Raw genomic sequence first — 21548 nt, forward strand, 5'->3', positions numbered from 1 at the left:
CCCTGGTGGAGTGCCGTGTCCGGAAGCCTGGAAGGCTGTTTCGCCGTGTCCATCGCCGACAAGTTCTCGCCCGCGCCCCGTGAAGTCCGCCTCGCCGGGGCCATCACCGCGCTGCCGGGGCTCGCCCTGATCGTTTTCGCGGTCCTCCTGCTGATCAACGGGCAGGCCACCCCGTCGAATCTCCTCGCGGAGGCCGCCTACTACCTCGTCCTCGCCGCCGGAACGCTGGCTTGCGCCGGTGGACTGGCGATGGGGAAGACGTGGGCGAGGTCGCCGGGGGTCGTCGTCGCACTGATCCTGGTCGGCGTCGGCTGGTACGGCGCGGGCCCGTCCGGGCAGCCGGTGTGGGGCGTGCCGTTGGGCCTCATCGGCGTCGCCGTCCTCGTGCTGCTGTTCCGCCGCCCTTCGCGGGCGTGGGCGCTGGGCATGCGGGAGGGCGAGACCGAAGAAGAGGCCGCCGAACGCGACGGTGCCGCCGGCCGGGCCGCGCGCCGCGAACGCGAGGAACGGGACTAGGCGTGCGGCACTCAAGGCAAAGGAGGCTAGACCTGGGCCGCGAGCGCCTTCAGGGGTTCGTCGGTGAGCCGGTCCACGGTCCACTCGTCCATCGGCACCGCGCCGAGCGACTTGTAGAACCCCTGGGCCGGGTTCCAGTTCAGCACCGACCATTCGAGCCGGGCGTAGCCGCGCTCGACACAGACGGCCGCGAGGGTGGCCAGCAGGGCCTTGCCGAGCCCGGAGCCGCGCTGTTCGGGGCGGACGTAGAGGTCCTCGAGGTAGATGCCGTGCACTCCACGCCAGGTGGAGAAGTTGAGGAACCACAGCGCGTAGCCGACGATCTCGCCGTCGACCTCGGCGACGTGCCCGAACAGCGCCGGTGCCTCGCCGAACAGCGCGGTGCGCAGCTGCTCGGGCGTGAGGTGGCATTCGTCCGGGGCGCGTTCGAACTCGGCGAGGTCGTAGACGAGCCGGACGACGGCGTCGACGTCTTCTTCCCGGATACGCCGGATGCGGTCGTCGGCCACTAGTCCTCCGTGGTGGGGAGCAGGTTGAGATGCTCGATCTGCGGCTCGCCGCGCTCGTCTCCGAGTACCGCGACGCCGGCCGGGTCGAGTCCGAAGTGGACGCCCGCGGTGGACGGCAGCCCGACCCAGCGCGCGACCAGGACGCGGCTGAAGTGACCGTGGCCCACCAGGATCACGTCACCCGTGCCGAGTGGCTCGCGGACGCGTTCGATCAGCTTGTCCGCACGGGCGTTGACGTCTTCCGCGCTTTCGCCGCCCGGTATCGGGTGCGTCCAGACCGTCCATCCGGGAACGGTCTCGCGGATCACCGGGGTGGCGATGCCCTCGTAGTCGCCGTAATCCCATTCGGCCAGTTCTTCGGTGACCTCGTCGACCCGCAGCCCGGCCAGCTCGGCCGTCCGTTGAGCGCGGGCGCGGGGGCTGGACAGGACGAGGGCGGGCGAGCCGCCGAGGACCGCGCGCAGGGTGCCGCCCGCGGCTCTGGCCTGCCCTTCGCCCGCGGAAGTCAGCGGGATGTCGGTGCGTCCGGTGTGCCGCCCGTTGACGGACCACTCGGTCTGACCGTGCCGGAGAAGGAAGAGCCGATTCGCCACGGTTGCGAATATAGCCTGCGGTCCGGTTATGCTACTGGTGAGTAACATGATGAGGAGACCGTGATGGCACAGAATTCGACCTACGCGATGTGGACCCGGCTGGCCGGGAAGCCGGTGGGGAAGCAGCTGTTCTCGGCGGCGATGTGCCTGCGTGTGCCGTACTTCCGGACCGTGCTCCCCACGGTGCGCGACCTGGGTCCCGGCCGGTGCGAGGTCACCTCACCCAAGTGGTGGGGTGTTTACAACCACATCAAGACCTTTCACGCGATCGCGGCCTGCAATCTCGCCGAGATCGCCATGGGCATGCTCGCCGAGGCGACCGTCCCGACGACACATCGGTGGCTCCCCAAGGGGATGACCGTCGAGTACGTCGCCAAGGCCGAGACGGGCCTGCGCGCCGTCGCCGAACTGCCGGAGCTGCCGGAATTCGGCGACGAGGGATTCGAGCTTGCGGTGCCGGTGACGATCACCGACACCCACGGCAAGCCGGTCGTCACCGCGACCATCACCATCTGGGTGACCAAGAAGAAGTAAGGTGCTCCCCGACTTTCGCAATTCGTCCTCTAGTTGCGGTCCTTGCGCGTGCAACTACCGCGACCAGAGGACGAAACGCGGTGGGTCAGAGGGGCTTGAACTGCACGTAGGTCACCTGCTTGAAGGTGTTCTTCCCGCTCGCCGACGGCAGGCCGAGCAGGTGGTCGGCGACGGGCTCCAGACGTCCGCAGCCGGTCGTGCGCGGCAGGGCGAGCTGCGAGTCGACGACGCCGAACTTCACCGTCGTCGGGTTCTGCGAGATCACCTCGAACGGGACGGTGGGATCGTCCTTCACGACCGAGTGGAGCGGCGCGTCGAGCGTGCCGATCGTGCATCCCTTGGGCAGCAAGGGATGACGCAGTACCGCGTAGAGGTCCAGTTCCCCGCGTCGCTCGTCGTTCGACAGGAAGTCCGAGTAGCCGCCATACCGCAGTTGCATGCCGGCGCCGAAGCCGTCACGGATCCGGGCGGGGGCGTGGCGCATCTCGCCGAACACCTGCGCGTACTTTCCGTCCACTTTGCCTTCGGAGAACGTCAGGCGGATCTCTCCGAGCGGGATCTCGCGGCCGTCGATGGTCAGGGTTCCTTGGGCGACAAAGGCTTCGCAGCGCCAAGTGCCCGGGTCGGCGTTGGCGGGCGGCGCGGGGCAGGCGGAGAAGTCGAATTCGGGCAAGGGGTCCGGCGCCGCGGAAGCGGGACTGGGAAGGACGACGAGGGCGGCGGCGGACAGTGCGGCCGCGGCCGCTGCGAGAAGACGTCTCATGACCGGAAAGAGTGGTCTGTCGCGGTCTGCGTCACATCGGGGAAGTCACCCAGGGGGATCCCGGAAATTGCCACGTTCGAGTGAACTTAACGGTGTTTACCCAGTTGACGCGAATCCGTTTCGGATTCCGTCTTGAAGGTCACGGAAGCCGCGGGTGATCATCGGCTCATGTCCCCACTGTCGCGCCGCAAGTTCCTCGGGTACACCGCGCTCAACTCCGCCGCAGCCCTCGGGCTCGGCACGATCTCCACAGCGGAGGCCAAGGAGGCCAAGGCTTCACCGGGGTTTTCGCCCGCCGTCGTCATCGGCACCGGGTACGGCGCGGCGGTCACCGCGCTGCGTCTCGGCGAGGCCGGGATCCCCACGGTCATGCTCGAAATGGGCAAGCTGTGGAACCGGCCCGGCCCCGACGGCAAGATCTTCTGCGACATGCTCCAGCCCGACCGGCGGGCGATGTGGTTCAAGAACCGTACGCAGGCGCCGCTCGCGTCCTTCCTTTGGCTGGACCTGGCCAACCGCGACATCGAGCAGCACCCCGGAGTGCTCGACAGGGTGAACTACGGCGACATGTCCGTCTACGTCGGACGAGGGGTCGGCGGCGGTTCGCTCGTCAACGGCGCGATGGCCGTGACGCCGAAACGTTCCTACTTCGAGGAGATCCTGCCCGCCGTCGACGCGGAAGAGATGTACGGAACGTACTTTCCCCGCGCCAACCAGGCCCTCGGCGTCAACCACATCGACCGGCGCTGGTTCGAAACCTGCAAGTCCTACCGCTACGCGAGGGTTTCCCGGAAGGCGGCGGCGCGCGCGGGGCTCAAGACGGTGTTCGTGCCCAGCGTCTACGACTTCGAGTACATGAAGCGGGAAGAGGCGGGCACGGTGCCGCGCTCGGCGCTGGCGTCGGAAGTCATCTACGGCAACAACCACGGCAAGCGGTCACTCGACAAGAACTACCTCGCGGCCGCGCTGGGCACCGGGAAGGTGACCATCCAGACGCTCCACCAGGTCCGCGGAATCACCCGGCAGACCGATGGAACCTACGTCCTGACCGTCCACGAGACGTCCGAGAACGGCACGGTCGTGGCCAGGAAACAGCTCGGCACGAAGTACCTGTTCCTCGGCGCGGGCAGTCTCGGCTCGACGGAACTGCTGGTGCGGGCGCGGGAGACCGGCACGCTGCCCGAACTGAACGACGAGGTCGGACGCGGCTGGGGGACCAACGGCAATGTGATGCTGGGCCGCGCCAACCACGCGTGGAACATCGGCGGTTCGCTGCAGTCGGGGATGCCCGCGCTCGGCATCGACGCCTGGGACGACCCGGTGAACCCGGTCTTCGCCGAGGTCGCGCCGGTGCCGGCCGGGATCGAGACCTGGCTGAGCCTGTACCTGGCGATCACGAAGAACCCCGAACGCGGCCACTTCACCTACGACGCCGGGAGCGACTCGGCGCGGCTACAGTGGAGCGCTTCGCAGGGAAAGCCGTCGATCGACGCGGCGAAGTCGTTGTTCGACAAGGTCAACCGGGCGAACGGCACGATCTACCGGAGTGACCTGTTCGGGGACACGCGATCCTTCGAGAACCGTTTCACCTATCACCCGTTGGGTGGGTTGGTGCTGGGTAAGGCCACCGATCTGTACGGCCGGGTGAAGGGGTACCGGAATCTCTACGTGACCGACGGGTCGCTGATCCCGGGCAGTACCGGGGTAAACCCGTTCGTGACGATCACCGCGCTGGCGGAGCGGAACGTGGAACGGGTCTTGCGCGAAGACGGTCTGCGCTGAGTCAGCCCTGGGCCCTCAGCTTCTCGTAGTGCGCGACGCATTCGTCGTAGTGCGGCAGCAACCCCTTGTCCAGCGCCTCCTGGAAACCGGGCGCGTCAGTGTCCTTTTCGGACAGTACCGGCTCGATGTCCCGCGGCCACGGCAGTGCGAGGTCGGGGTCGAGCGGGTTGATGCCGTGCTCGCCGGCCGGGTTGTAGGGCTCCGAACAGATGTAGGCCATGACCGTCTCGTCTTCGAGCGCGACGAAGGCGTGACCGAGGCCTTCGGCGAGGTACACCGACTTGTACTGGACGCTGTCGAGGACGACCGAGGTCCATTCACCGAAGTTCGGCGAGCCGACGCGGAGGTCGACGATGACGTCGAGCAGCGAGCCGCGCGGGCAGTACACGTATTTCGCCTGACCTGGCGGGGTATCCGCGAAGTGCACGCCGCGGATGGTCCCGCGCCGGGAAAAACTGTGGTTGGTCTGTGCCAGGCGAAGCGGATGACCCACCGCTTCGATGAAGGCCTCCTCTTGGAAAGGCGCCGCGAACAGGCCGCGATGGTCCGGAAAAACACGAGGGGTGAACTCGAAAGAGTCGGGGATGCTGAGGCGCCTGGCTTGCATGGGGTCATGCTAACCGGCCTTCCCAAACCGGATGGACGTCTTGCAATAACGCTTTGAGCTGCGCAAAGTCGGCCCTGTTTGTGACATCAACCGCACCAGAGGGGCACACTGGTCCGTAGTCCTGTCACAATGATCTGACCGCTGCGTCCGCGGCCGTCGCCACACCCACGGCACCGATGGCCGAATGGACGCTTCGCCGACAGGCCGGCGCTACCGCGCTGGGCTGCCGTGTCGGAGGACGAGTACCCCAGGTGGCCGGGCCATGCCCTTGGCGCGCCCATCTACCAGTTCCCCCGCTCGCAGTCCCAGGAGAATCCAGTGACTTACGCACGAATCGAGACTTCGCCGTCCTTAGCTACGGCGGAAGCTATGACGGGAACCACGATGACCACGCCAGTGACCGACACCGAGATCTTCGACGGACACGAGGGCGGCAAGCTCTCCGTGGCCGCGACGCGCCCGATCTCCTCGCCCCGTGACCTCGCGATCGCCTACACGCCTGGGGTGGCGAAGGTGAGCCGGGCCATCGCCGAGGACGCGGCCAAGGCGAAGCGGTACACGTGGGCGGACAGGCTGGTCGTGGTGGTCAGCGACGGTACGGCGGTGCTCGGCCTCGGCGACATCGGCGCGAGCGCGTCGCTGCCGGTCATGGAAGGCAAGTCGGTCCTGTTCAAGACCTTCGGCGGGCTCGACTCGATCCCGCTGGTGCTCGACACCACCGACGTCGACGAGATCATCGAGACCCTGGTCCGGCTGCGCCCGTCGTACGGCGCGGTGAACCTGGAGGACATCTCGGCCCCGCGGTGCTTCGAGCTGGAAGACAGGCTCAAGGAAGCCCTCGACTGCCCGGTCATGCACGACGACCAGCACGGCACGGCGATCGTCACGCTGGCGGCGCTGCGCGGGGCGAACCAGGTCCTCGGCAAGGACATCACCGGCCAGCGCGTGGTCGTCTCGGGAGCCGGCGCGGCGGGTGTGGCCTGCGCCAGGATCCTGCAGAACGCCGGCGTCGCGGACGTCACGGTGCTCGACTCGCGCGGCATCATCCACGAGGGCCGCGAGGGCCTGAACCCGATCAAGCAGAAGCTCGCCGAGACGACGAACACGGCCGGCCTGCGCGGCGGCCTCGGTGAGGCGCTCAAGGGTGCCGACGTCTTCCTGGGCCTGTCCGGGGCGACCATCGACGAGACCCTGCTGGCCGGGATGTCCGATGACGCGATCGTGTTCGCGCTGTCCAACCCCGACCCGGAGGTTCACCCGGGCGTGGCATCGCGGTACGCCAAGATCGTGGCGACCGGGCGCAGCGACTTCCCGAACCAGATCAACAACGTGCTGGCGTTCCCCGGTGTCTTCCGCGGCGCGCTGGACTCCGGTGCGCGGGCGATCACCGAGAACATGAAGCTGGCCGCGGCCGACGCGATCTTCTCCGTCGCGCAGGACGACCTGGGCCCGGACCGCATCGTGCCGAGCCCGCTCGACCCGCGTGTCGCTCCCGAGGTGGCCGCCGCGGTCGCGAAGGCCGCCGAAGCGGACGGCGTGGTCGGATAGTCCCTTTCACGCTCGCTCAAGTGCTATGAACGGCCCGTTACTTGCAAATTTTGCAAGTAACGGGCCGTTCATAGCATCCGGGGGTCGTGCACCTCAGCCGGTCGGGACGGCCAGATCGGCTCCGGTGACGAGTATGGAACCGGTCAGCTGTGAGCCGGGCGAGTGGATCGTGCAGAAGACGGTGCGCACGCCGTGTTCCCAGGTGTCGCGCTCGGGCTTCAGGTAGCTCAGGTCGGCGTAGACACCGGCCGCGTCGAGTCGCGGACGGTCCACGTTCTTGGCCATGATCCGCTGACAGTGGGCCAAGGCTTCCGCTTTCAGTTCTCCGCCACCGGGCCAGGGGCCCTCCGTCGCGGTGAAGGCCCCGATCGTCTCGGTGCTGTGCGCGCTCCCGCACGCGGCGAGTTCGACGCTGGTGAAAGTGCCCGTGACCGTGGGCTGTTGGAAGCAATCACCCGGCTTCAAGGTGCATGCGTTGGCGTGGCCGGGCGACGGGGTCGCACAACTCGCGCTCGGCGGGCTCGCGGTGTAGCGGTCCGGGTTCCCCATGGTGTTCCCGAGCAGGGCGACCCAGCCGACGGTCCAGACCCCGGCGGCCGCGAGGCCACCGATCGCCAGACCGCGGCCCGGCCGCTTCCCCGGACCGGTCTGGGTGAGCGCGACGATGCCCAGGATGATCGCGGGCAGCAACGCCAGCGGCAGGCAACCGGCCAGGCCCAGTACGAGCGTGGCTATCGCCAGGCCGCTGGTCTTGTGGTGTGGTGGCGGGTAGGGAGGCCAGTACGGCGGAGCGGGCACGCCGATCGGTGCTTGCGGTCCGCGCGGTTCGTTCATGGAGCCGAATCTAGGTACGGCTCCATGAAGTTCCGATGACAGCCGGTGGCTCAGGCGAGTAGTTCCGTGAGCCGGTGCCGCGGCAGGTCGATGAGCCGGGCGTCCGTCAGGTCCGACGGGACATCCAGGGAGACGTTCGCCAGCCGTGCGTGCGCCCTGGTCAGCAGCTCTTCGGGATGCTCGACAGAGTCCGCGACGACGATCGCGTGCCGGTTGTCGGGCGTGCTCCGCAGCAGCCGCAGCTTGTACTTGGCCCCGACCAGCCGGTTGAGCGCGCCCTGCGCCTCGGCGTTCGTCAGATCCGGGTGGGAGTTCGGCACCAGCAGCGCCAGCCGTCGCGCGTTGGTGCCCAGTAGCGTCCGCAGCAGCCACGGGCCGGGGTCGGCCGAGAGATCCATGGCGACCGCGTCGCCTTCCGGGCCGGAAACGGACCAGTCGACGGGCCGCGACTCCAGCGCCAGGCCGCCTTCGACGGCGATCTCGTGCAGCTTGTCCAGCAGCGAGGGCTTGGCCGACCCGGCGGACTCCACCGACTGGGGGCCGTGCGTGTAGATCGCTGCCTTCCCCTTGCCTCCACGGTTCTTCTTCGACTTCGCGGTGGGCTGGCAGACGTAGAGGTCCGCCGCGCTCCCGATCGCCTGCGCGCCGAAGTACCGGTTGAAGTCCGGCAGGATCGCTTCGAAGGTCAGCCCGAGCGTCGCCAGTGCCCGCTGCACCTGCGCGCCCAACGCGGGATGCCGGGGGCTGTAACCGTAGGCGAGCAGCAGTCGCCCGTCCGAGGGTTCGGTCAGCGCCTGCACCCCGCGCGCCGCGAACAGCCCCATTCCCTCGGGAGTGTAAGGCGGATCACTGAACACGAGATCCATCCGGCCGGTCACCGACGGTGGCAGCCCGACGCGCAGATCCGTGTGCAGAGTGCGGATGGAGCGTTCGCCGAGTTCGTCGATGTAGGCCAGCACGCGGTCGTCGAGGTCGACGACGGTGAGGTCGGCGTCGGGCCGCAGCGTGCGCACGGCCAGCGAAGTGAGGTCATGGTCACCCAGGAACAGCAGCTTGGCCGTGCCGAGGTCGTACCGCTCGTCCAGCCACAGCGCGCGGTTCAGCACGGTCTCCGGCGTCGCCTGGACGTGGTCGAGCGCGGACAGCGGCGGGGGCACGTTCTCGATGTAGCCGGTGATGGTCTTCAGCAGGTCGGGATCGGTTTTCCGGTCCTGTGCCCCGAAGCGCGCGTACTTCTCGCGGGCGGACGGCGCCAGCCGGAACCGTGATTCGACTCGCTCGAGGTCTTCGCCGAGCGCGCCCAGGACGTCTTCGACGCTCCGGCGCGGCGCGGCGCTGAGCCGGATCAGCTCGCCGAGGTCACGCCAATCCGTCCGGAGCAGGGAAATCACCTGATGGAGCGGTCGCACGTGGACACCGTGCGCCGCGAGGACGTCGTCGACGAGTGAGCTCACGCACGCAGCCTAGGCCGTGTCCTGTGAGGCACGCTCGCGGTCTCCGCGCCCAGGCGGCCCCTGACAGCACGGGCGGGCCGGCCGAGTACGACCGGTACGAGGCCGAACCGCCCGCGCCGCCAGGAACCACCTGGATCACGAAGCCCATCGAGCGTGCCTCACAGGACACGGCCAGACCCGGTTCGTGGGACACCGTGCCAACAGGCGCGACTTGGGCTACGGTTTTTCGACCAGACATGGGGAGAGACACGTGACTATCGAGTTCCGTGGCGTGACCAAGCGGTATCCGGACGGGACGGTCGCGGTCGACGACCTGAACCTCACCGTCGAAGACGGCACCATCACGGTCTTCGTCGGACCGTCCGGCTGCGGCAAGACGACGTCGCTGCGGATGATCAACCGCATGGTCGAGCCGACGTCGGGCGCGGTGCTGCTCGACGGCAAGGACGTCAGCGAGGGCGACCCGGCGCTGCTGCGCCGCGGCATCGGCTACGTCATCCAGCACGCCGGCCTCTTTCCACACAGGACGGTCCTGGACAACATCGCCACCGTGCCGTTGCTGTCCGGCTGGGACAAGGGCAAGGCGCGCAAGCGCGCGGCCGAACTGCTCGAAACCGTGGGCCTGCCCACGGAACTCGGCAAGCGGTACCCGGCGCAGCTTTCCGGCGGCCAGCAGCAGCGTGTCGGCGTCGCCAGGGCGCTCGCGGCGGATTCGCCGGTGCTGCTGATGGACGAGCCGTTCTCCGCCGTCGACCCGATCGTCCGCGAGGAGTTGCAGGACGAGCTGCTGCGGCTGCAGTCGCAGCTGGGCAAGACGATCGTGTTCGTCACCCACGACATCGACGAGGCCGTGCGGCTCGGCGACAAGATCGCCGTGCTCCGCGTGGGCGGTGTGCTGGCGCAGTACGGCACTCCGTCGGAGGTCCTGCGCCACCCCGTCGACGACTTCGTCGCGTCGTTCGTGGGCAAGGATCGCGGCTACCGCGGCCTTTCCTTCCTTTCGGGGGACGGGGTCGTCATCGAAGAGGTCGAGCGCGTCGAGGTGGGCAAGCCGTCGCCGGGCCCGTCCGAGGACTGGCGGGTGGCCGTCAACGCCGACGGGCAGCCGCGCGGCTGGCTCCGGCCCGGCTCCACTGTGGACGGTGAAGTGACCGAGAATGACCTCGTCGCGGGCGGATCGCTGTACGTGCGGGGAACCCCGGTCCGCGGCGCGCTCGACGCGGCGCTGTCGTCGCCCGCGAGCCTCGGCGTCGTCGTCGATTCCGGCAACAAGGTCCTCGGCGTGGTCAGAGCCAGACAAGTTCTCGAAGTGATCGAAGCGCTGCCACTGGGTTCCTGATGGGGGACTTCTTCGCCGAACTCGGGCGCTACCTCGGCAGCGCCAACAACCGCTCACAGTTCTTCGGCGACCTGCTGGACCACATCTATCTCTCGCTGGTCCCGTTGGTGCTGGGCCTGCTCATCGCGGTACTGGCCGGCTGGCTCGGCCACCGGTTCCAGGCGGTGCGCAACGTCCTGCTGGTGGTGTCGAACCTGCTCTACACGATCCCGTCGCTGGCGTTGTTCGTGGTGATCCCGGGCATCATCGGCTCGAAGATCCTCGACAGCGTCAACGTGATCGTCGCGCTCACCGTCTACACGTCCGCGCTGCTGGTGCGCCCGGTGCTGGACGCGCTCGACGCCGTCCCGCCGCATGTCGTCGCGGCCGCGACCGCGATCGGCTACAAACCCGCGCGCCGGTTCCTGTCCGTGGAACTCCCGCTTTCGGTGCCGGTGCTCGCGGCCGGGGTGCGGGTGGCTTCGGTCAGCAACATCAGCCTGGTCAGCGTCGGCGCGCTGATCGGCACCGGCGGGCTCGGCGTGCTGTTCACCGACGGGTTCCAGCGTGAGTACTTCTCCCCGATCGTCGTCGGCATCGTCGCGACCTTGCTGCTGGCGCTGATCGTCGATCTGGTGCTGGTGCAGGTGCGCAATCTCCTCACACCCTGGGACCGGGTGGCGACGACGGCGGGGGCGAAATGATCGGCGACGTCCTGAACTGGTTCGGCGACCCGGCCCACTGGCAGGGCACGGACGGCATCTTCACCCGGCTGCTGCAGCATCTCGGCTACACCTTGCTGGCGCTGGTCTTCGCGCTGATCATCGCGATCCCGCTCGGGCTCTACGTCGGGCACACCGGACGCGGCGCGGTCTTCCTGGTGAGCGGGGGCAACGCGATCCGCGCGCTGCCGACGCTCGGCCTGGTGACCTTCCTGTTCCTGCTCTTCACCGAAAGCGAGATCTCGACGATCATCGGGCTCGTGGTGCTCGCGATCCCGCCGATCCTCGCCGGCACGTACGCAGGCCTGCAGGCGACCGATCACGGCGTGGTCGACGCGGCGCAGGGCATCGGAATGACCGGCTGGCAACGGTTGTGGAAGGTCGAGGTGCCCATCTCGCTGCCGCTGGTGCTCGGCGGGGTGCGGAACTCGGTGCTGCAACTGGTGGCCACGGCGGCCGTCGCCGCCTACGTCGGGCTCGGCGGGCTCGGCCGGTTCCTGCTCGACGGACTGGCCATTTTGGACTATCCGCAGGTGGTCGCCGGCGCCGTGCTGACGACGTTGCTCGCCGTGGCCCTGGATCTCGTCCTGGCGGCGGTCCAGCGCGCGCTGGTGCCCAAGGGAGTGCGGCTGGCGCAGATCGCCAGCGGGAAGAAGGCGAAGGCATGAGGCGGACAGCGGTGGCGCTTCTGGCCGGGATCGCTTTGCTGGCGGTGCTGTCGGGATGTGGCAACCCGCTCGCCGGGGGCGCCGAGGGCGGCGCGACCGGCGACATCATCATCGGCGCGTCCGACGTCGGGGAAAGCCTTCTGCTGGCCCAGATCTACGCCGGCGCGCTGCGCAACGCCGGTGCGGAGAACGTGACCGTGCGCCCGCCGGTCGGCAGCCGCGAGGTCGTCGTCAAGGCGTTGCAGGACAGGTCGCTCTCGGTGGTGCCGGACTACAGCGGGAACCTCCTGCGCTACTTCGACAAGGAGACGCAGGCGACCACACCGCAAGACGTCTACGCGCAGCTGAAGCAGAAACTCCCGGCCGGGTTCGAGGTGCTCGAACAGGCACCTGCCGAGGACAAGGACCTTCTGGTGGTGCGGAAGGAACTCGCCGATTCGGGCGTGAAGACCTTCTCCGAACTCGGAACCCGGTGCAAGGATCTCGTCTTCGGCGGTCCCGGCCAGTGGAGCAGTCGCTGGAAGGACAAGATCAAGACGCTCTACGGCTGCGAGTTCGCCGAGATCCGGACCACCGACACCGGTGGCCCGGTCACGGTCGCCGCGCTGAAGTCCGGGGACATCCAGGTCGCGGACCTGTTCAGCACGTCGTCGACGATCGCCGCGAACGGCTTCGTACCGCTGGTGGACGACAAGAACATGTTCCCCGCGCAGAACATTGTGCCGCTGGTGGCGAAGGGGACGCTGTCGCCGAAGGAGGTCGACGCGCTGAACCGGGTTTCGGCGGCGCTGACCACCGATCAGCTGACCGAATTGAACGTCCAGTTCAGCGAAGAGAAACGGAACCCGCTCGACGTCGCCGAGGAGTTCCTGCGCCGGAACAACCTCCTCGCGCCCGCGTGACCCCTCTCGCGATTAGTCCTCTAGTTGCGGGACGTCAGAGGCGGTCGAAGGCGGCGGAGTAGCGGAACTCGCCCTGGAGGGCGGGGTCGTACGCGCGAAGGGTGCGCACCTGGAAATGCGGCGCCCATTCCGCGACCGGCGGCGTGATCCCGTGCTGTTCGGCGAGCACGAAGCCGAAACGGGAGTAGTACTTCGGGTCGCCCAGCAGAACCACCGCGCCATAGCCGAGTGCGTCCGCCGCGCCGAGTACCGCGTGCACGAGCGCGGAGCCGATGCCGGAGGCGTGGTACTCGGGCAAGACGCCGAGCGGGCCGAGGCCGACCGCCGACCTCTCGTCGGAACCGAGCCGGGCCGGACTGCAGCAGACGTGTCCGACGACCTTCCCGTCGCGTTCGGCCACGATGGACAGTGCGGCGATCAGATCGCCGTCCTCACGCAGTTCGTCGACGAGCTTCGCTTCGACCACCGGGACACTGAGTTTCGCGAAAGCGGCCAGGTGGACGGCGTGGATGGCCGGACCGTCGGCCGGGAGTTCCTGTCGGAGCAGCATGCGCCCGAGTGTGCTCCCTCCGAAGGTAGGATGGAAAACGATTTCTGCTCGGCGAGGTCGCGACTTTAGTCGTCGGCCATCCGTGTGTACTTGAACGGCACTGAAACGACAGGTGACCGGGAAAGCGACCACCACGCGTGCGGATTCCCCATTCTTCGTGGGCCGTACGGCGCAAAACGCGACTAAAGGCGGGGGCTGAACGGTGCCCGACCTGCGCCGGGAGTGCGACCAATACTACCGAGATGTCCGTAATGCAAGGTCTTCCTTGGGGTGAATCCGCGACTTAGTCTCAGCCTGCGCTCCTAAGTGGAACGCGCTTCACCTCTGAGTCATCCCCTGATCCGGCGGGCCATTCCATGCCCGTGGGTCGCCCCTGCCTGGGAGGAATATCTTGAACAATTCCCTGGGAACCTTGAAGAGACGTCTGCCCGTCTTCGGTGTGGCCGCGGCCGTCGCCGTGCTCACCGCGCTCGGTGCCACCTCCGTCGCCTCGGCGGCGGAGGGCTCGATCGTCAACGCCGGCAGCGCCAAGGCGATCAAGGACAGCTACATCGTCGTGCTGAAGGACGGCACGTCGGTCGAAGCGACCGCGAAGAGTTTGACGGCCCGGCACGGCGGCACGGTCGAGAAGACCTTCGCGTCGTCGGTCCGCGGCTTCTCCGGCGCGCTGACCGAAAAGCAGGCGAAGCGCGTCGCCGCGGACTCCGCGGTGGCCTACGTGGAGCAGAACCAGACCGTCTCGATCTCGACGGACCAGCTGAACCCGCCGTCGTGGGGCCTGGACAGGGTCGATCAGCAGAGCCTCCCGCTGGACCAGAAGTACAGCTACAGCACCACGGCGTCGAACGTCACCGCGTACGTCGTCGACACCGGCATCCTCACCACGCACCCTGACTTCGGCGGGCGCGCGACCCACGGTCGCGACACCGTCGACAACGACAACGACGCCACGGACTGCCAGGGCCACGGCACCCACGTCGCCGGCACCATCGGCGGGACCGCGCACGGGCTGGCCAAGGGCGTCAAGCTCGTCGCCGTCCGCGTGCTGAACTGCTCCGGTTCCGGGACGACCGCCGGCGTCATCGCCGGTGTCGACTGGGTGACCGCGAACGCCGTCAAGCCCGCCGTCGCGAACATGAGCCTCGGTGGTGGCGCTTCGGCGACCCTCGACCAGGCCGTCCAGCGGTCGATCGCGTCGGGTGTCACCTATGGTGTCGCGGCCGGTAACGACACCGGCGCCAACGCGTGCAACGTCTCGCCCGCCCGTACTCCCGAGGCGATCACGGTCGGCTCGACGACGAACACGGACGCGCGGTCGAGCTTCTCCAACATCGGCACCTGCCTCGACATCTTCGCGCCGGGCAGCAGCATCACGTCGACGTGGCTGAACAACGGCACCAACACCATCAGTGGCACCTCGATGGCGACCCCGCACGTCGTCGGCGCGGCCGCGCTGTACGCCTCGGCCAACCCGTCGGCCACGCCGGCACAGGTCCGCGACGCGCTGGTCAACGCCGGCACCAAGGGCAAGGTGACCAGCCCGGGCACCGGTTCGCCGAACGTGCTGCTGTACACGGGTTCCGGTGGCCCCGGCCCCGAGCCGACGCCCTGTGGCACGCAGACCAACGGTACCGCCGTCGCCATCCCCGACGCCGGCGCCGCGGTGACCAGCGCGGTCACCGTCGCCAACTGCGCCCGCAACGCTTCGGGCACCACCAAGGTCGCCGTGAACATCACGCACACCTACGTCGGTGACCTGGTCATCGACCTGGTCGCGCCGGACGGCACCTCGTACCGCCTGAAGGGTTCGAGCAACGACTCGTCCGACAACATCAACACCACCTACACCGTCAACGCCGCGGCCGAGGCCGCGAACGGCGCCTGGAACCTGAAGGTTCAGGACGTCTACCGGGTCGACACCGGCCGCATCAACAGCTGGTCGCTGACCCTCTGATCCACCCCCGTAGTACGTGAAGGCCCCCTTTCCCCTGCTGGGAAGGGGGCCTTCCCGTATCCGGAGGGTGATTCGGCACCGAGTTCCCGCGTTCGTCCTATGAGGACCGTCGTGAGGCTTTACCCTCTGCGCATGCAGCCCGGACCGCCCTACCAGCAGGGACCCCAGCAGCCGTATCCGTCACAGGGATTCCCGCAGCAGGGATACCCGGGTTACCCGCAGCCCGGGTACGGTCCGCCGCCCAAGAAATCCAACACCGGCCTCATCGTCGGGCTGGTCATCGGCGCCGTGGTCCTGCTCGGCGGCGGCGGTGTCGGCGCCTTCCTGCTGCTTTCGGGTGACTCCGGCTCGTCGTCGTCCGCGGGCTCCTCGCCGACGTCGTCCAAGAAGTCCGGGCCGCCGGACAAGTACACCGTGATGCCCGGCTGCCAGAAGATCGGGAGCGGGGTGAAGAACCTGCCGCCGCTGGAGACGCCGAAGGGCGAGGAACCGGCGAGCACGTCGAACGACGAGATCACCTACACCCGCTCGTTCTGCAGCTGGCGCGAGCCCGACGCGCCCTCGGCTTCGGTGGGCATGTACCTGTCGAAGTCGAAGGAACCGGGCTCGGGTGCGGGCGAGGCCTGGGCCAAGGCCGGGATCGAGAACGCCGTCGACGACGGTGGTGTGGTCATCCCCAGCATGGCGAAGGCGACGAAGGCCGTGTACGCCAAGCTTAATTCCGCGAGTCAGTGCCAGATCAAGTTCCACCAGGGCAACGTCGAGGCGGAGATCATCGTGACCGGTTCCGACCCGTCCGGGACGGTGGACCAGACGCGCTGCAAGGAGAACGCCCTGAAGGTCGCGAAGGCGACCTCCGAGGCGATCGGCTAGGCGACGTCGAGCCCTTGCCTCAGGAAGGGTGGCGCGGGATCGCCGCCACGGCTTCCACTTCGACGGTGTACTCCGGCGCCGCGAGTGCGGCCACCACGGCCAGCGACTGCGCCGGGAAGTCCCCCTCCGGGAACCAGCGCCCGAAGGCCTCCGCTTGGGCGGCGCGATAGCCGGCCAAATGCTCGGTGCCACTGATGAGCGTCAGCAGTTTCACCAGGTGCCGCGGTTCGCCGCCGGCGGCGGCCAGCAACGCTTCGATGTTGGCGAAGACCTGCCGTCCCTGAGCCTCCGCTTCCGGGCCCGCCAGGGTGCCGTCCGGGAGAACACCGAGCTGTCCCGCCAGGAAGACGATCTCGCACTCCGGTGGCGTGACGGCCAGGTGGCTGTATCGCCCGGCGGGGGGTGCGACTTCTGGGGGATTCCATCGTTGTGGGCTCACCCTGCCATGATCCGCGCCCGCGCCCGAACGCCGTGAAGGCCCCCTTCCTTGCGTCCAGCGCAAGGAAGGGGGCCTTCACGTACTTCTCAGGAGATCAGCTGAAGGCTCGCGCGATGAGCGCCTTCTGCTCGACCTCGTGCACCTTGGACGAACCGGCCGACGGCGCGGCCATCGGGCGCCGCGAGACGACGTCCAGGCTCGAGAACACCTCCGGCAGCTTCCGCGGCAGGTTCAGGCCGAAGAACGGCCAGGCACCCTGGTTTTCCGGCTCCTCCTGGACCCAGACCGCCGGAGCACCGTTGTAGCGCTCGAGTGCCGCCAGCAGCTTCTTCTTCGGCAGTGGGTAGTACTGCTCGACCCGCACGATGGCGACGTCGTTCGCCTCGCGCTTCGTCCGCTCGGCCACCAGCTCCCAGTAGAGCTTGCCCGAGGTCAGCAGGACCTTGCGCACCTTGGCGGGATCGACGACTGCGTCGTCGATGACCGACATGAACTTCGTCTGGCCGGTGAAGTCCTCGACCGCCGAGGTGGCGGCCTTGTTGCGCAGCATCGACTTGGGGGTGAAGACCACCAGCGGGCGGTTCACTCCGTCGAGAGCGTGACGGCGGAGGAGGTGGAAGTAGTTCGCCGGGGTCGACGGCACCGAGACGGTCATCGAGCCTTCGGCGCACAGCGAGAGGAAGCGCTCGATGCGGCCGGAGGTGTGGTCCGGGCCCTGGCCCTCGTGGCCGTGCGGCAGCAGCAGCACGACGTCCGACAGCTGGCCCCATTTGGCCTCGCCGGAGGAGATGTACTCGTCGATGACGGTCTGCGCGCCGTTGACGAAGTCACCGAACTGCGCTTCCCACATGACCAGCGCTTCGGAGTTGGCCACGGAGTAGCCGTACTCGAAGCCGACGGCCGCGTACTCGGACAGCGCCGAGTCGTAGATCATCACGCGGCCCTGGCCGTCGGCCAGGCTCGCCAGCGGCGAGTACTCCTGGCCGGTCTTGCGGTCGATCAGCACCGAGTGGCGCTGGGTGAAGGTGCCACGGCGGGAGTCCTGGCCGGACAGCCGCACCAGGCGGCCTTCCATGGCCAGTGAACCGAAGGCGAGCAGTTCGCCGTACGCCCAGTCGATGCCGCCTTCGCGGGACATCTTGTGGCGGCGTTCCATGACCGGCTTGACCCGCGGGTGCGGGGTGAAGCCCTCGGGTACGTTGAGGAACGCGTCCCCGATGTGCTCGATGACCTCGGTGGTGGTCGCGGTGGGCACCTTGGCCGGGACCTGCTGCTCCTCTTCGACCGAGGGGCTGGCCTTCGCCGGGTGCTTCTCCAGCTCACGGACCTCGTTGAACACGTGCTCCAGCTGGCTGGAGAAGTCGCGCAACGCGGCCTCGGCCTCTTCGACGGAGATGTCGCCCCGGCCGATCAGCGATTCGGTGTAGGTCTTCCGGACCGAACGCTTCGTGTCGATGATGTCGTACATCGCCGGCTGCGTCATCGAAGGGTCGTCGCCCTCGTTGTGGCCGCGGCGGCGGTAGCAGATCAGGTCGATCACGACGTCCTTGTGGAACGCCTGGCGGTAGTCGACGGCCAGCTTGGCCACCCAGTGCGCGGCCTCCGGGTCGTCACCGTTCACGTGGAAGATCGGCGAGCCGATCATCTTCGCGACGTCGGTGGCGTACTGGCTCGACCGCGAGTTCTCAGGCGCGGTGGTGAAGCCGACCTGGTTGTTCACGATGAGGTGCACGGTGCCGCCGGTGCGGTAGCCGCGCAGCAGCGACAGGTTCAGCGTCTCGGCTACGACGCCCTGGCCCGCGAAAGCCGCGTCGCCGTGCATCAGGACCGGGAGGACGGTGAAGCCCTCGCCACCCTTGTCGAGGAGGTCCTGCTTCGCGCGGACGATGCCCTCGAGCACCGGGTCGACGGTCTCCAGATGCGACGGGTTCGCGGTCAGCGACACCCTGGTCTCGCCGTCACCGAACATGCGGAAGTACTTGCCCTCGGCGCCGAGGTGGTACTTCACGTCACCGGAGCCGTGCGCCTGGCCCGGGTCGAGGTTGCCCTCGAACTCCTGGAAGATCTGCGCGATCGGCTTGCCGACGATGTTGGCGAGCACGTTCAGCCTGCCGCGGTGCGGCATGCCGACGACGACCTCGTCGAGCTCGTACTCGGCGGCCTTGTCCAGCAGCGTGTCGAGCAGCGGGATCGTCGTCTCGCCGCCTTCGAGGGAGAACCGCTTCTGGCCGACGTACTTGGTCTGCAGGAACGTCTCGAACGCCTCGGCGGCGTTGAGCTTCGAGAGCACGTACTTCTGGACCGCGGGGTCCGGCTTCTCGTGCGGGATCTCGACGCGTTCCTGGATCCAGCGGCGCTCCTCGGGGTCGAGGATGTGCGTGTACTCGATGCCGACGGTGCGGCAGTAGGAGTTGCGAAGCACGCCGAGGATGTCGCGCAGCTTCATCCGCTCCTGGCCGGCGAAGCCGCCGACCGGGAACTCGCGGTCCAGGTCCCACAGGGTCAGGCCGTGGGAGAGGACGTCGAGGTCGGCGTGGCTGCGCTGCCGGTAGTTCAGCGGATCGGTGTCGGCCATCAGGTGACCGCGCATGCGGAAGGCGTCGATCAGCTCGATCACGCGCGCGGTCTTGTCGACCGGGCCGTCCGGGATGTCGGCGACCCAGCGGATCGGCTCGTAGGGCAGGCGCAGGCTGGTGAAGACGTCGTCGTAGAAGCCGTCTTCGCCGAGCAGCAGCTCGTGGATCCGCTTGAGGAACTCGCCCGACTCCGCACCCTGGATGATGCGGTGGTCATAGGTCGAGGTCAGCGTCATGATCTTCGAGACGCCGAGGTCGACCAGGGCCTTCTCGCTGGTGCCCTCGAAATGCGCCGGGTACTGCATGGCGCCGACGCCGATGATCGCGCCCTGACCGGCCTGCAGACGGGGCACCGAGTGGTTGGTGCCGATGCCGCCGGGGTTGGTCAGCGAGATCGTGGTGCCGGCGAAGTCGTCGGCCGTCAGCTTGCCGTTGCGGGCCTTCTTGACGATCTCCTCGTAGGCCTGCCAGAACTGCATGAAGGTCATGTTCTCGGTGGCCTTGATGGAGGCCACGACGAGCGTGCGAGAGCCTTCCTTGCCCTTCATGTCGATCGCGAGACCGAAGTTCACGTGCTCCGGCGTGATCGCGAACGGCTTCCCGTCGATCAGCTGGTAGTGCCGGTTCAGGTTCGGGAAGTTCTTCAGCGCCCGGACCATCGCGTAGCCGATGAGGTGCGTGAACGAGATCTTCCCACCGCGCGTGCGCTTGAGGTGGTTGTTGATCACGATGCGGTTGTCGGCCATCAGCTTCGCCGGCACGGCGCGCACGCTGGTCGCGGTGGGCACGGACAGCGAGGCGTCCATGTTCTTCGCGATCGCGGCGGCTGCGCCACGGAGCTGCTTCGACTCCGGCTCCGCGTCCTTCTCGGCGGACTTGGCGGGCGCCGCGGCCTTGGACGCGGCCGCCTTCGGCGCGGCCTGGGCGGGCGGCTTGGCAGCCGGCTTCGCGGGAGCCGCGGTCTTCGCCGGGGCGGTCTGCTTCGCGGTGGATTCGGCGTTGCGGACCGTCTGCGCCGTCGGCTTGGTGGCGGCCTGGCCGTTGGCGTCCGGGCCTTCCTTGGCCACCGCTGTGGCGGGCTGACGTGTGTCGTCGGCCTCGGCCTGCGCGTCCTGTGTGGGCTTGTAGTCCGCGAAGAAGTCGTGCCAGGCGGCATCGACTGAGGTGGGGTCTGCCAGGAACTGGTCGTACATTTCCTCGACAACCCACTCGTTGGGGCCGAATTGTGACGCAGGGCTGCTGCTGGACACGGCTTGGGCTCGCCTCTATCCGTCTCGAGATCTTGAACACCGCTGATGCGCCTACCAGGCTAACCCCCTCGGTGACGGCCGTGTGATGGAACTGGCCTGTGTGAGGCGTGGCGCACTAGGTCATGAGTCACTGTCTCGATCAAGAGACCGAAAATGAGCCACCCCGCGGCCGGGCCCGAATCCGCTCGCGGGAGCAAGGGACCTTTGCTGTCACTTCGCCGTCTGCGCAGGTCAGGTCACTGTTTCTTCGGTGAAGGTTGGCGAGGTGGTCGTGCCTGGACAGCCCTTCGTTCATCTCCGAGGGCTTTTCTGGGTGGAGGATGCGGCCGGTGTCGTGCCGGCCGCCGATCGCCGCGAGGTGGTGGCAGACGATGTGGCTGGACGAGTGTCCGTCGTTCTGGGACGAGGGGCGCGTGCGCCCGTTGGTCACCGAGTCCGGGAAGGTCGTGCTGATGTGCGACTCGTGCACCGCGGTCTGGCCGACGCTCTCCGACTTCAAGGAGATGGAGCACGTCGAACCCGACGAGCCGGACTGGGCGGTGACGGCGGGGGTGCACGTCCGGCCGGGGACTTTCCGGTGGGCTTCGGCGGAGGACCTCGAAGTCGCCGGAATGAGCGGGCTCACCTGGCGGCCTTAGCCGGGGTACGGACGCTCCGCGGGGCGCCGATCTCGCGCATGACCGGTGTGACGTCGGTGACAGCGTGATGTCTTTGTCGACATAGCGATCGGCGTCCTCGCCGCTGATGAGTAATTCCCTTGCTCGACCGGGCATGCTGATTTCGAGAAAGGGGGCCGGTATGTCTTTGGTACGCAAGGGGTCGCGGCGGATCGTGGTCGACGAGATCGCTTACCGGTGGGTCGTCCGGCGGAAGCCGACCTATACCCAGGAACAGGGCTGTGCCATGTCCTACGCGGTGGAGCTCGAAGACGCGCGTGGCGCGGTGCTGGTCGTCCAGACCGACCACGCGCACCCGTTGAACTTCATGGGGGAACCGTCGAAAGCGGTGCTGCCTTCGGATGTCGAGCGGGCGATCCGGCTGGCGCTGGCGCAAGGGTGGGCGCCCGAGGTGCCGGGGGCGCAGTTCCAGCTGGACCTTTCGGCCGCGTGAGTCGTGAGTGTTTCGGGTCGTTAGAAGGACCCGAAACACTCACGAG

Annotated in this window: 21 protein-coding genes; 12 read left to right on the forward strand and 9 right to left on the reverse strand. The window is 68.0% G+C overall.

Annotation, left to right across the window (positions count from 1 at the left end):
* Window positions 1-15: 15 nt before the first annotated feature.
* A complete protein-coding gene (locus ACLJRL_RS00245) occupies window positions 16-516 on the forward strand; it encodes a hypothetical protein (RefSeq protein WP_410653920.1) in 501 nt (166 codons plus the stop codon).
* Between the two features lie 26 nt (window positions 517-542).
* Here ACLJRL_RS00245 and ACLJRL_RS00250 read toward each other — a convergent pair whose 3' ends face one another.
* Both ACLJRL_RS00250 and ACLJRL_RS00255 read right to left on the reverse strand, forming a co-directional pair.
* Complete coding sequence (locus ACLJRL_RS00250) at window positions 543-1025, reverse strand: GNAT family N-acetyltransferase (RefSeq protein ID WP_410653921.1); 483 nt, start codon at window positions 1023-1025, stop codon at window positions 543-545.
* Window positions 1025-1618, reverse strand: a complete 594-nt coding sequence (locus ACLJRL_RS00255; RefSeq protein WP_410653922.1) for an acid phosphatase — start codon at window positions 1616-1618, stop codon at window positions 1025-1027. The genes ACLJRL_RS00250 and ACLJRL_RS00255 overlap by 1 nt, the downstream gene beginning before the upstream one ends.
* A gap of 63 nt (window positions 1619-1681) precedes the next feature.
* Here ACLJRL_RS00255 and ACLJRL_RS00260 point away from each other — a divergent pair, with 63 nt between their 5' ends.
* On the forward strand, window positions 1682-2152 hold the full coding sequence (locus ACLJRL_RS00260) for a hotdog fold domain-containing protein (protein ID WP_410653923.1): 471 nt from the start codon (window positions 1682-1684) through the stop codon (window positions 2150-2152).
* A gap of 85 nt (window positions 2153-2237) precedes the next feature.
* On the opposite strand, the gene ACLJRL_RS00265 is transcribed toward ACLJRL_RS00260, so the two are convergent.
* The gene (locus ACLJRL_RS00265; protein ID WP_410653924.1) at window positions 2238-2915 is read right to left on the reverse strand and encodes a hypothetical protein; all 678 of its coding nucleotides are present in this window, start codon (window positions 2913-2915) and stop codon (window positions 2238-2240) included.
* 168 nt (window positions 2916-3083) lie between these two features.
* Between ACLJRL_RS00265 and ACLJRL_RS00270 the strand changes: the two genes are divergently transcribed.
* Window positions 3084-4697 carry a GMC oxidoreductase gene (locus ACLJRL_RS00270; protein WP_410653925.1) on the forward strand — a complete coding sequence of 538 codons (1614 nt, stop codon included), beginning with the start codon at window positions 3084-3086 and terminating at the stop codon, window positions 4695-4697.
* A 1-nt stretch (window position 4698) separates the two neighbouring features.
* Here the strand turns inward: ACLJRL_RS00270 and ACLJRL_RS00275 are convergent, their stop codons facing one another.
* The gene (locus tag ACLJRL_RS00275; protein ID WP_410653926.1) at window positions 4699-5304 is read right to left on the reverse strand and encodes a dTDP-4-dehydrorhamnose 3,5-epimerase family protein; all 606 of its coding nucleotides are present in this window, start codon (window positions 5302-5304) and stop codon (window positions 4699-4701) included.
* 369 nt (window positions 5305-5673) lie between these two features.
* On the opposite strand from ACLJRL_RS00275, the gene ACLJRL_RS00280 reads away from it, so the two are divergent.
* Window positions 5674-6852 carry an NADP-dependent malic enzyme gene (locus ACLJRL_RS00280; RefSeq protein ID WP_410653927.1) on the forward strand — a complete coding sequence of 393 codons (1179 nt, stop codon included), beginning with the start codon at window positions 5674-5676 and terminating at the stop codon, window positions 6850-6852.
* Window positions 6853-6945: 93 nt separating this feature from the next.
* Here the strand turns inward: ACLJRL_RS00280 and ACLJRL_RS00285 are convergent, their stop codons facing one another.
* Complete coding sequence (locus ACLJRL_RS00285; RefSeq protein ID WP_410653928.1) at window positions 6946-7686, reverse strand: DUF4190 domain-containing protein; 741 nt, start codon at window positions 7684-7686, stop codon at window positions 6946-6948.
* A 50-nt stretch (window positions 7687-7736) separates the two neighbouring features.
* Complete coding sequence (locus ACLJRL_RS00290; RefSeq protein WP_410653929.1) at window positions 7737-9140, reverse strand: bis-aminopropyl spermidine synthase family protein; 1404 nt, start codon at window positions 9138-9140, stop codon at window positions 7737-7739.
* A gap of 250 nt (window positions 9141-9390) precedes the next feature.
* Here ACLJRL_RS00290 and ACLJRL_RS00295 point away from each other — a divergent pair, with 250 nt between their 5' ends.
* The 4 genes from ACLJRL_RS00295 to ACLJRL_RS00310 are packed head-to-tail and all read left to right on the forward strand — an operon-like array spanning window position 9391 to window position 12750.
* Window positions 9391-10479: an ABC transporter ATP-binding protein gene (locus tag ACLJRL_RS00295; protein WP_410653930.1), complete on the forward strand. Its 1089-nt coding sequence runs from the start codon at window positions 9391-9393 to the stop codon at window positions 10477-10479.
* Window positions 10479-11162 carry an ABC transporter permease gene (locus tag ACLJRL_RS00300; protein WP_410653931.1) on the forward strand — a complete coding sequence of 228 codons (684 nt, stop codon included), beginning with the start codon at window positions 10479-10481 and terminating at the stop codon, window positions 11160-11162. Before ACLJRL_RS00295 ends, ACLJRL_RS00300 begins: the two co-directional genes overlap by 1 nt.
* A complete protein-coding gene (locus ACLJRL_RS00305; protein WP_410653932.1) occupies window positions 11159-11848 on the forward strand; it encodes an ABC transporter permease in 690 nt (229 codons plus the stop codon). The genes ACLJRL_RS00300 and ACLJRL_RS00305 overlap by 4 nt, the downstream gene beginning before the upstream one ends.
* Complete coding sequence (locus ACLJRL_RS00310) at window positions 11845-12750, forward strand: ABC transporter substrate-binding protein (protein ID WP_410653933.1); 906 nt, start codon at window positions 11845-11847, stop codon at window positions 12748-12750. Before ACLJRL_RS00305 ends, ACLJRL_RS00310 begins: the two co-directional genes overlap by 4 nt.
* A gap of 34 nt (window positions 12751-12784) precedes the next feature.
* Here ACLJRL_RS00310 and ACLJRL_RS00315 read toward each other — a convergent pair whose 3' ends face one another.
* Window positions 12785-13300, reverse strand: coding sequence for a GNAT family N-acetyltransferase (locus ACLJRL_RS00315; protein ID WP_410653934.1), 516 nt, complete (start codon window positions 13298-13300; stop codon window positions 12785-12787).
* Between the two features lie 391 nt (window positions 13301-13691).
* Here ACLJRL_RS00315 and ACLJRL_RS00320 point away from each other — a divergent pair, with 391 nt between their 5' ends.
* Together ACLJRL_RS00320 and ACLJRL_RS00325 are read left to right on the forward strand one after the other, a co-directional pair.
* Window positions 13692-15254, forward strand: a complete 1563-nt coding sequence (locus ACLJRL_RS00320) for a S8 family serine peptidase (RefSeq protein ID WP_410653935.1) — start codon at window positions 13692-13694, stop codon at window positions 15252-15254.
* A 132-nt stretch (window positions 15255-15386) separates the two neighbouring features.
* Window positions 15387-16127 carry a hypothetical protein gene (locus ACLJRL_RS00325; protein WP_410653936.1) on the forward strand — a complete coding sequence of 247 codons (741 nt, stop codon included), beginning with the start codon at window positions 15387-15389 and terminating at the stop codon, window positions 16125-16127.
* 19 nt (window positions 16128-16146) lie between these two features.
* Here ACLJRL_RS00325 and ACLJRL_RS00330 read toward each other — a convergent pair whose 3' ends face one another.
* Together ACLJRL_RS00330 and ACLJRL_RS00335 are read right to left on the reverse strand one after the other, a co-directional pair.
* Window positions 16147-16566, reverse strand: coding sequence for a RidA family protein (locus ACLJRL_RS00330; RefSeq protein ID WP_410653937.1), 420 nt, complete (start codon window positions 16564-16566; stop codon window positions 16147-16149).
* Window positions 16567-16660: 94 nt separating this feature from the next.
* Window positions 16661-20392 carry a multifunctional oxoglutarate decarboxylase/oxoglutarate dehydrogenase thiamine pyrophosphate-binding subunit/dihydrolipoyllysine-residue succinyltransferase subunit gene (locus ACLJRL_RS00335; RefSeq protein ID WP_410653938.1) on the reverse strand — a complete coding sequence of 1244 codons (3732 nt, stop codon included), beginning with the start codon at window positions 20390-20392 and terminating at the stop codon, window positions 16661-16663.
* Between the two features lie 329 nt (window positions 20393-20721).
* Between ACLJRL_RS00335 and ACLJRL_RS00340 the strand changes: the two genes are divergently transcribed.
* Entirely contained in the window at window positions 20722-21030 is a 309-nt protein-coding gene (locus ACLJRL_RS00340; protein ID WP_410653939.1) for a hypothetical protein, read from the forward strand.
* A gap of 160 nt (window positions 21031-21190) precedes the next feature.
* Window positions 21191-21502, forward strand: coding sequence for a hypothetical protein (locus ACLJRL_RS00345; RefSeq protein WP_410653940.1), 312 nt, complete (start codon window positions 21191-21193; stop codon window positions 21500-21502).
* Window positions 21503-21548: the final 46 nt, after the last annotated feature.

This window comes from Amycolatopsis sp. lyj-112, assembly GCF_046549055.1.
GTDB lineage: Bacteria > Actinomycetota > Actinomycetes > Mycobacteriales > Pseudonocardiaceae > Amycolatopsis.